Source organism: Lactobacillus sp. ESL0230, from assembly GCF_003692805.1.
GTDB lineage: Bacteria > Bacillota > Bacilli > Lactobacillales > Lactobacillaceae > Lactobacillus > Lactobacillus bombicola.
This window is the reverse complement of sequence record NZ_REHI01000005.1, coordinates 62373-70594: the sequence shown is the minus strand read 5'-3', so window position 1 is coordinate 70594 and position 8222 is coordinate 62373. Positions and strand designations below refer to the sequence as shown.

Sequence of the window (8222 nt, the reverse complement as noted above, 5' to 3'; positions counted from 1 at the left end):
ATCAGATGCTCTCGACTCTGTCAAGAACTTTTTTTCTGACCCGCGCTGCCGCTTCTTTAAACAACAGCGCTTTTTATATTACTAAACTCAGTCGCTTTTGTCAACTGGTTTTTTATATCTTTTTTGCCGCCTCGCCTTTGCCTTACTGGCTTTGCCCTGACGACAGTTATTTATATTAGCAACCTTTTTTTGTTTTTGCAACCCTTTTTTATGATTTTTTTCAAGTGACTAACTTTAAAATTCATGCTAAAGTTGAAATATCAAGGTTTATTAGGAGGTTTTTTAAATAAAAAAATTTGATTTAGCAATTATCGGAGCAGGACCAATTGGACTTTTTAGTGCAAGTTTTGCTCATTTGCACGGGTTAAAAACTATTGTATTTGATTCATTAAGTGAAGCTGGAGGACAACCGAAATTACTGTACCCATTTAAAAAAATTTTCGACATTCCCGTATTTAACCAAATTACTGGAGCTGAATTAATTGAAAAGTTGATGTATTCAGCTGAAAGAAAAGCAAAATTTGTATTTGACCATCGTGTTAATTCTATTGAAAAAATTGAAGATTGCTTTTTAATTGATAAAGAATTTGAAGTTAAAAGTGTTATCATTGCTACTGGTAATGGTTCATTTACACCTAAAGCATTTCCTTTACACACAAATGATGAAATTGAAAAACATATTCACTATTTTATTAATGATCCCCAAAAATTTCAAAATCAAACAATTGGCATTTTTGGCGGCGGTGATTCCGCATTAGATTGGGCACTTGAGCTTGCAAATGTAGCTAATACCCAGATTAAAATCATACATCGCCGAAATGAATTTCGGGGGCTTGAAGCTAATGTTCAACAATTAAAGAAATTACAAAACGTTGAAGTTCTTACACCCTATCTGCCCAAAGCTGTTACTCTTAGCAATAATCAGCTTGAAATTGAATTAAAGGAAATAGGTACTACAAATATCATTGCTAAGAAATTTGATCAAATTGTTGTTGCCTATGGTTTTCGTAGCGATAATAATTTTGTAAGTAAGTGGGGCGTCAACTTAACCAAGGGACAAATTAGCGTTTCACGCGCAATGGAAACCAATATTTCAGGCATTTATGCAGTAGGAGATGCTGCATATTACCCAGAACGCGTCCCAGTAATTGGTCTAGGCTTTGGCGAAGCACAAATAGCAATTACATCAATTATGCGTTCACTTTTTCCCAAAAAAAATTTAACCATTCATTCAACCAGTATATAGGAGCAATTTATGACTATTGTCAATTTTATTCTACACATTGACCATCATTTGATTGAAATAGTAAATCAGTTTGGTAGCTGGACATACTTAATCATTTTTGGAATTATTTTTATTGAAACTGGATTAGTTATTTTCCCATTTTTACCAGGTGATTCGCTTATTTTTGCCGCCAGTTCAATGGCAGTTAATCCCAAATATAACCTCAATATTTGGCTAATTTATTTTGCTGTTGTTCTTGCCGCAGTTTTAGGTGATGCTTGTAATTATGAAATTGGGGCACGATCAGTGACTGCTGGAGAAAAATATTCTTGGTTCAACAAACTGATTAATCAAAAAAATCGCTTAGCAGCCGAACAGTTTTTCAATCGCCATGGACCGATCACTATTGTTATAGGTCGCTTTATCCCCTTTATTAGGACATTCGTTCCATTCATTTCTGGCGGTAGCAAAATGCACTACGGAAAATTTGCTATCTATAACATAGTCGGCGGAATCATTTGGAGTGGCATCTTCACTATAATTGGTGCTATTTTTGGCAACATACCATTTGTTAAAGATAATTTTTCCTTATTAATCTTGGCGATTATCTTAATTTCAATTTTACCAATTTTGCTTGTTACTCTCAAAAAACATTATACTCAAAAAAAGGAGCCCCATTAGGAGCTCCTTTTTATCGTTGCAATAATTGATTGGCAAAATATAGTTCATAAATAGTTCCACCTACAGCAAAGCAAGCGGCAAAAAAGCCTTCAGTCAAAAGATTGATAATTGGGTCAGTCTCAGGATTAAATAACCAAGTAGTACTTCCAATAAAAAATAGGTGATGAAAATTGATAAAAAATTGATCAAAATTCGTCAACGCAAAAGGTAGGGCAGCAACTGGTAAAAGCAACAATAATAGTGCACAAATTTTATTTAATCTGAAAAAGCTTTTTTTACTTTTACTGTTCCAAAAATACAATATTAAGCAACACAAAAAAGCAATAATTACTATGGTAAATAACTTTTTTACATCAGCAAAATGCTGTGCAGCCGCCATTGAGGTAGGTAAATTACTCATTCTAAGCTTCTTTTTAAGCGGCCATATTAAATACCATAACAATTGATTATAATTTCCCATTATTTGACCTATTGATAAATTGACTACCTTATAAGTTTTTTGTACCAAAACAAAAATCATTAAAAGAGGCCAACTAGCAATAACCGCTCCTACAACACTACTAGTAATTGCAAAAACAAAATGATAAATAATACTAAAAAAATTATTTTTGTCGATCATAATTTAATTTCATCCAAATTATTAACAATAAGTGTTGGTTGCCTTTTACCTTGAATATCTACTTTCTTTGTAATCCCAGTTAATACAAGTAATTGATCAACTTGGCTATTGAATCCTGCCTTAATATCAGTTTCATAATTGTCACCAATGATAAGTGCATCTTCTTTTAAACAATTTCTTTGCTTTAAAAGTAGCTCTACAATAATTTTTGCGGGTTTACCAATATATATTGGTTCACATCCACTTGCAGCAGCAATCATAGCACATTGTGAACCATTACCTGGTAGAAGCCCTTTTTCACTAGGCAGATTTAAATCGGCATTTGTGCCTATAAAAATTGCTCCCTTTCTGATTGCGCTGGTTGCAATTTGAACTTTGTGGTAGGTCAAATCAGTATCCATTCCTACAACTACATAAGTAGGATCACTAGGATTTAATTCAAATTCTGGATGCTTAAAAAATTCACTCCATAACCCAACCTGACCAATTAGATAGACACCAATTTTTTTATTTTCTTTTTCTTGGCTTAAAATGTAGCTAGTTGTTGCCATACATGGTGTATATATATGTGAAATATCCGTATTGATACCATGTTTTGCTAGCTTTTCAACCACCATCTGTGGCGTACGTGTTGTATTGTTAGTTAAAAAAAGATAATCTTTTCCCAATGATTCTAGTCGCTTGATGAAGCGCACTCCCGAAGCAATCGTATCTTGTCCCCGATAAATCGTACCATCAAGATCAATTAAAAATAAACGATAATCTTTCACCTAATTGCTACTCTTTCTTTTCTTAATAATAAAATTATGCTGTAACGTTGACCTGATCTTGACTTTCTTTCTTCTTCGATATTGGATTTGGGATTGCTTTTTACTATTAGTAGAGCGGTAATGATGCACTGGACTTAGTAGCTTTAAAATAAAATAACCCGCACCAGGATTACAATATTCCATTAAATAATCAGCAATCGTTTGTTCCCTGCGATCAATTGTAGCTTGAACGTTATTTTTATAAAAGCCTTTTAAGCGCAAATGTTCACTTGAGACATCCCCAACCAAAAAATCATATTGATCTAAATAAGGATCATATTTTTGGCGTAAAACTTCTATACTTAGTGCTTCTTGCTTATTAACAACTATCTGATAAGATTGCTTATTAATTTTTAAATGATTACCGTTTAAGGTCACAACTGCTAAAGGATGCCGTAGGGGTTGTTCTTTAACAAAACGATTTTCTTTATTTGCCTTAGTTGTCTTGACTGCAATTTCTTTTTCCATCATCAATATCACTTCCTGTTAATGGATATTTTTTACTCAAATAATTACCAACTACTTCGCGTAAAAATTGTGGAAATAAAAACTGATTTTCACCCACAATTGCTAAAGTTGGAAAGAATGGTACTAAAATATAATGGTCTAATACGGCAATTTGATAGTTCTTTTTAAAATTTATTTGCTGATTATTCACATAAACTGATTGTTCAACTGGATCATATCTAACTCCTCGATAATACATCTGCCCAAAAATTTTGCCGCGAAAACTCATTCCCTGCAAATGAAAATGATCTAAGTAATGCCGGTTCTTTTCAATTTCCATAACTAAACGCCATAAGTCACACCCCTGAAGTGTTGTCCGTACTACATGCATTGAATGTGGCAATGCTTGTTGTAAATCATATTTAGTTAAAATTCCTTTTTTAAAAGGTGTTAGAAACAACCCTGAACTAAGCATTGCTATATCTGTTTGAGCAAAATTAGCAATTGCTTCCATCGATACTTCTATTGCCGCGTCTAAACTATTATCATATTGCTTAGGTAAATCAGCAATATATTCACGAGATAAAATTTCTTTTCCACACTTCAAATAATCTTTAACTGTCAGTTCATCAGCAGGCTCGCTTTTCATTAAACTAGTTGGTTCAACATGTGGCGAAATTTTTTGTATCTGATGCTCATTATCTATTTCAACGTAAATATTGCCTACAAAATTACCCCATTTTCCCGTCTGAGTAATCCAAACGTTATTAACCTCTAACCCATGTTTCAATAAATCATGACTATGTCCGCCAATAATCAAATCAATTTCTGGATAATTTTTTGCCAAAAAGCAGTCCATGTTTAACCCAACGTGTGTTAACAAAATTAGAACATCATATTGACCAGCAATCTTCGGTAATACCTCATCCATTGCCGCTTTCAACGTCTTGACATGCCAATGATTAGGTTCATAGGAAAGAGGATAAGCTGCAGTTAGCCCAATTAAAGCGATTCGCGTACCTTTATTAGTTTTAATAATTTTATCTTGCAGTGCCCAATTTGGCCTTGTTCCATCTTCTTCTTGTAAATTTGCCAGTAGAACGGGAAAGTTAGCATGATCAAATAAATGCTCTACTGTTTCATGAGAATTAGAAATACCCTCATTGTTACCAATTGTAATTGCATCATAATTGAATGAATTCATTAATTTAATATTTGCTTGGCCATAAGTTGCATCCGTTAATGGATTTGATCGATCCATAAAATCTCCTGCATCAAATGTTAAAACTTGATCAACAGACCTATCTTTTTGTGCTTTATGTAAATAACGAGCAATTTGAGGAAAATGCTCAAAATGTGAATGTAAATCATTAGTATGTAAAATACGCAGTTTTTCCATCTTTAACTCTCTATCCAATTTGATTAGATTTTAAAACCAAATTATAACTATCCAAAATCTTGCCTTTAGGTTTTTCCCACTCTACCCAAGTCGGATTTTTCCAATCTCGTTCATTATTTAAAGTTTCTAAATGATAATTCTGATTAATATACTTTTCATAGATGACCAAAGCCTTGGTACGAGGTATATTTAACTGTAAAATTCGCACATTTTTAATTAATCCATGATCAACCGCTAATTCAGCAATTCCATTTTGATCAATATTTGAAATTTCAAAATACTTGCTACCATCATTACGGATTATCTCTTCAATTAAATCAAATTCTTCATATTCTTCATTCATAAATTTTTCCTACATAATACATAAACTTAAATTGTGACATATAGCAAAAAATGTGCAACCATGCTATTGTAGTATTGATAGAGGTGTACACATGAAAGTTAACGGCCGTTTACTTAAAGCTTTATTTTTTAGTATAGTCTTTTTAATAACCAGTGGATTTACCGTTGTTGGTCATCGCGGAGATCCTAGTAAATACCCTGAAGAAACAATTCAAAGTGATGACTCTGCCTTCAATTCAGGAGCTGATTATGTCGAACTTGATTTGCATCTATCTTCAGATGGAGAATTAGTAATCTCGCATGACGATGATTTATACCGTGTCACCCATACTCATGCAATTGTATCACAAAACAATTGGCAAACACTTAGCCAATTAACATATGATAATGGTGAACATGTGCTTAGTTTAACACAACTTTTTGAACATTACCGTAAACAACCACAGGCTAAATTCATCTTAGAAACTAAAATCGATCACTCAATTGATCCTTCATATGAACTAGAAAATAAAATTGCCGCAACTATCAAAAAATATCATATGGAAAATCGTGTCATGATTCATTCCTTTTCAGTTGCCAGCTTGTTTCGCTTGCGCAAATTACTACCTGATGCCTATCTTATTCTCATAGTTGGCAGCCTTAAGCGAATTAATTTTAGTAATTTACCGCAAGTTAATGCGGTTAATATCTCATCTGACTTAATTTTAAATCATCCCTTCCTAATTCATTGGTTACACCGCTTAAATAAACAAGTTTTTGTTTGGGCCGAAATGGATGAATCACCATCATTATGGCATTGGCTAATTAATAAAAATATCGATGGTGTAGTAACTAACTTCCCTAGTACGGGTTTTAAATACAAATTAGCCAAAGAAGGAACTAAAAAATACGAAATTAACCGTCAAGGAATCTATTTCGGCAAAAATAAAACTACAACGATGATGAATCCCTACGTTCGTATTAAACAAAAAAAATTTATTTATCCAGGGCAGAGCTTAAACATAATGTATGGTGTTCGGGCTCATAATCAACTTTATTACCAAATTGCAAATCAAACTTTTGTTTCTGCTGAATTCGTCAATCTTGATTTAAAACCACAAGAGGTTATGCCCTACCAAGATAAACAACTTTTAGCTAAATCCCAGGCTCCAGTTACCATCTACCGTTATCCTGAAAATCAAGCAAAAACGAAAAAAATATTACCAGCTAATCAATTATTCAAAATTAAAAATTTCAATGGTAGTCCAAACAGCATGTGGCTTAAGACTACACTAGGTTGGGTTAAAGCTCGCGATATTCTCTTTTACGGCTTTTTTGATGATACTAGTTGGCAGCAATACCACAATTTACCTCGCATGAACCGCTACACTAATATTGCTTTAACAGCATATCAACCCCTACAATCCCCACCTGTAAAAACTATTATAGAAACATTAGTAGCTTTAAATAAAAGAGACGGCAGCAAAAGCTAAAATTGTCTCCTAACTTGTAAATCTACTGAATCAATTTGCGGATTGTCTCATTGATATTGCTCCTAATTTAAGTCGTCATAGTAAATTGCACTCAAACAAAAGAAGCGAGTCTGAGAAAAATTATTTTCCTAAACCAATAAAAAGCAGACAAAACACTAAAAGCTGTGTTTTGTCTGCTTTTTTGTATAAAGAACTAGTTGTCCCAGACTTTTTTATTTATTCATTTGATGTACTTTGCTTTTTTAATAATTCATATGGCAATTCAATTTGCATATTAGCCACTTCTTCGTTACTCATTAGTTTTGTTAGCATGCGCATCGCTACTGCACCAATATCATATAATGGTTGACGCACTGCGGTTATAGCTGGACGAACAACAGAAGCAATTTGTGTCGCACTTGCTGTCACAATTTCCATATCCTTGGGAATATTTTTACCAGCATCAATTGCAGAATTTAGAATACCCACTGCAGCAACATCACGAGTAACTAGAACACCATCAATATGATCATCTTGCAATTGTGAAAATAAATTGTAACCATCCGAATGATCTTTAATATTGGTATAAATATGCTCTGGACCCAAATTATTCTTCTTCATAAAGTTTTTATAAGCAGGAATCCTATTTTCGGCATTAACAAATGTATCAGGATTATCTAAAACAAGCGCCAAATTTTTTCTGCCATCATTATAAAAGAGATTTAAAGCTTCAGTATCTGCCTTTTGATAATCAATCGAAACAGAAGGGAATTCTTTATGGCAATCTTTTGTTCCAGCTAAAACTACTGGTGTATCAGTCCGCTTAAAGGCCTCAGCAGCTTCATTAGGCAAATTATCAGCCATATAAATAACGCCATCGACTTGTTTATTTAATAGTCCTTGAATTGCCTGATCTTCTCGCATCAATTGATTTTCAATACTCGTAATAATGATATTGTATTTATAAAGCAAAGCAATATCATCAATTCCTTTTGAAAGTTCTGCAAAATATAAATTAGTTAAGTCAGGTACAATTAAACCAACTGTAGTTGTTCGTTTAGAAGCAAGACCTTGTGCTACAGCATTAGGCTGATAGTGCAGGCGCTTGATAACTTCCATTACTCGGTCTTTGGTATCTTTACGTACATTGGTATTGCCATTAACAACCCTTGAAACGGTCGCCATAGATACCTTGGCCTCACGAGCAACATCATAAATTGTAATATCTTGTTTACGCATCCTTTTCCCC

9 protein-coding genes are annotated in these 8222 nt (G+C 33.4%); 3 read left to right on the top strand and 6 right to left on the bottom strand.

Translation table 11 applies throughout. The features are described from left to right. Nucleotides 1-307: 307 nt before the first annotated feature. Nucleotides 308-1246 (top strand): NAD(P)/FAD-dependent oxidoreductase, encoded by a 939-nt coding sequence (locus F5ESL0230_RS01660; RefSeq protein WP_122021333.1) that lies wholly within the window; start codon nucleotides 308-310, stop codon nucleotides 1244-1246. 9 nt (nucleotides 1247-1255) lie between these two features. Further along, the gene (locus F5ESL0230_RS01655; RefSeq protein ID WP_122021332.1) at nucleotides 1256-1906 is read left to right on the top strand and encodes a VTT domain-containing protein; all 651 of its coding nucleotides are present in this window, start codon (nucleotides 1256-1258) and stop codon (nucleotides 1904-1906) included. A 10-nt stretch (nucleotides 1907-1916) separates the two neighbouring features. On the opposite strand, the gene F5ESL0230_RS01650 is transcribed toward F5ESL0230_RS01655, so the two are convergent. The 5 genes from F5ESL0230_RS01650 to F5ESL0230_RS01630 are packed head-to-tail and all read right to left on the bottom strand — an operon-like array spanning nucleotide 1917 to nucleotide 5523. After that, entirely contained in the window at nucleotides 1917-2525 is a 609-nt protein-coding gene (locus F5ESL0230_RS01650; protein WP_090093643.1) for a TIGR01906 family membrane protein, read from the bottom strand. After that, complete coding sequence (locus F5ESL0230_RS01645; RefSeq protein WP_122021331.1) at nucleotides 2522-3295, bottom strand: TIGR01457 family HAD-type hydrolase; 774 nt, start codon at nucleotides 3293-3295, stop codon at nucleotides 2522-2524. Before F5ESL0230_RS01645 ends, F5ESL0230_RS01650 begins: the two co-directional genes overlap by 4 nt. Then, nucleotides 3296-3805: a YutD family protein gene (locus F5ESL0230_RS01640; protein WP_369931536.1), complete on the bottom strand. Its 510-nt coding sequence runs from the start codon at nucleotides 3803-3805 to the stop codon at nucleotides 3296-3298. Beyond that, a complete protein-coding gene (locus tag F5ESL0230_RS01635; RefSeq protein ID WP_122021330.1) occupies nucleotides 3771-5180 on the bottom strand; it encodes a bifunctional UDP-sugar hydrolase/5'-nucleotidase in 1410 nt (469 codons plus the stop codon). The genes F5ESL0230_RS01640 and F5ESL0230_RS01635 overlap by 35 nt, the downstream gene beginning before the upstream one ends. A 10-nt stretch (nucleotides 5181-5190) precedes the next feature. Next, the gene (locus F5ESL0230_RS01630) at nucleotides 5191-5523 is read right to left on the bottom strand and encodes a hypothetical protein (protein ID WP_090093637.1); all 333 of its coding nucleotides are present in this window, start codon (nucleotides 5521-5523) and stop codon (nucleotides 5191-5193) included. A 91-nt stretch (nucleotides 5524-5614) separates the two neighbouring features. Between F5ESL0230_RS01630 and F5ESL0230_RS01625 the strand changes: the two genes are divergently transcribed. After that, a complete protein-coding gene (locus F5ESL0230_RS01625; protein ID WP_122021329.1) occupies nucleotides 5615-6994 on the top strand; it encodes a glycerophosphodiester phosphodiesterase in 1380 nt (459 codons plus the stop codon). Nucleotides 6995-7210: 216 nt separating this feature from the next. Here the strand turns inward: F5ESL0230_RS01625 and F5ESL0230_RS01620 are convergent, their stop codons facing one another. Beyond that, a complete protein-coding gene (locus tag F5ESL0230_RS01620) occupies nucleotides 7211-8212 on the bottom strand; it encodes a substrate-binding domain-containing protein (RefSeq protein WP_122021328.1) in 1002 nt (333 codons plus the stop codon). Nucleotides 8213-8222 lie beyond the last annotated feature (10 nt).

Bases quoted from the DNA above. Each gene is read 5' to 3' on its own strand.
- F5ESL0230_RS01650 (WP_090093643.1), bottom strand. From the start codon at position 2,525: ATGATCGACAAAAATAATTTTTTTAGTATTATTTATCATTTTGTTTTT.
- F5ESL0230_RS01655 (WP_122021332.1), top strand. From the start codon at position 1,256: ATGACTATTGTCAATTTTATTCTACACATTGACCATCATTTGATTGAA.
- F5ESL0230_RS01630 (WP_090093637.1), bottom strand. From the start codon at position 5,523: ATGAATGAAGAATATGAAGAATTTGATTTAATTGAAGAGATAATCCGT.
- F5ESL0230_RS01625 (WP_122021329.1), top strand. From the start codon at position 5,615: ATGAAAGTTAACGGCCGTTTACTTAAAGCTTTATTTTTTAGTATAGTC.
- F5ESL0230_RS01620 (WP_122021328.1), bottom strand. From the start codon at position 8,212: ATGCGTAAACAAGATATTACAATTTATGATGTTGCTCGTGAGGCCAAG.
- F5ESL0230_RS01640 (WP_369931536.1), bottom strand. From the start codon at position 3,805: ATGATGGAAAAAGAAATTGCAGTCAAGACAACTAAGGCAAATAAAGAA.
- F5ESL0230_RS01635 (WP_122021330.1), bottom strand. From the start codon at position 5,180: ATGGAAAAACTGCGTATTTTACATACTAATGATTTACATTCACATTTT.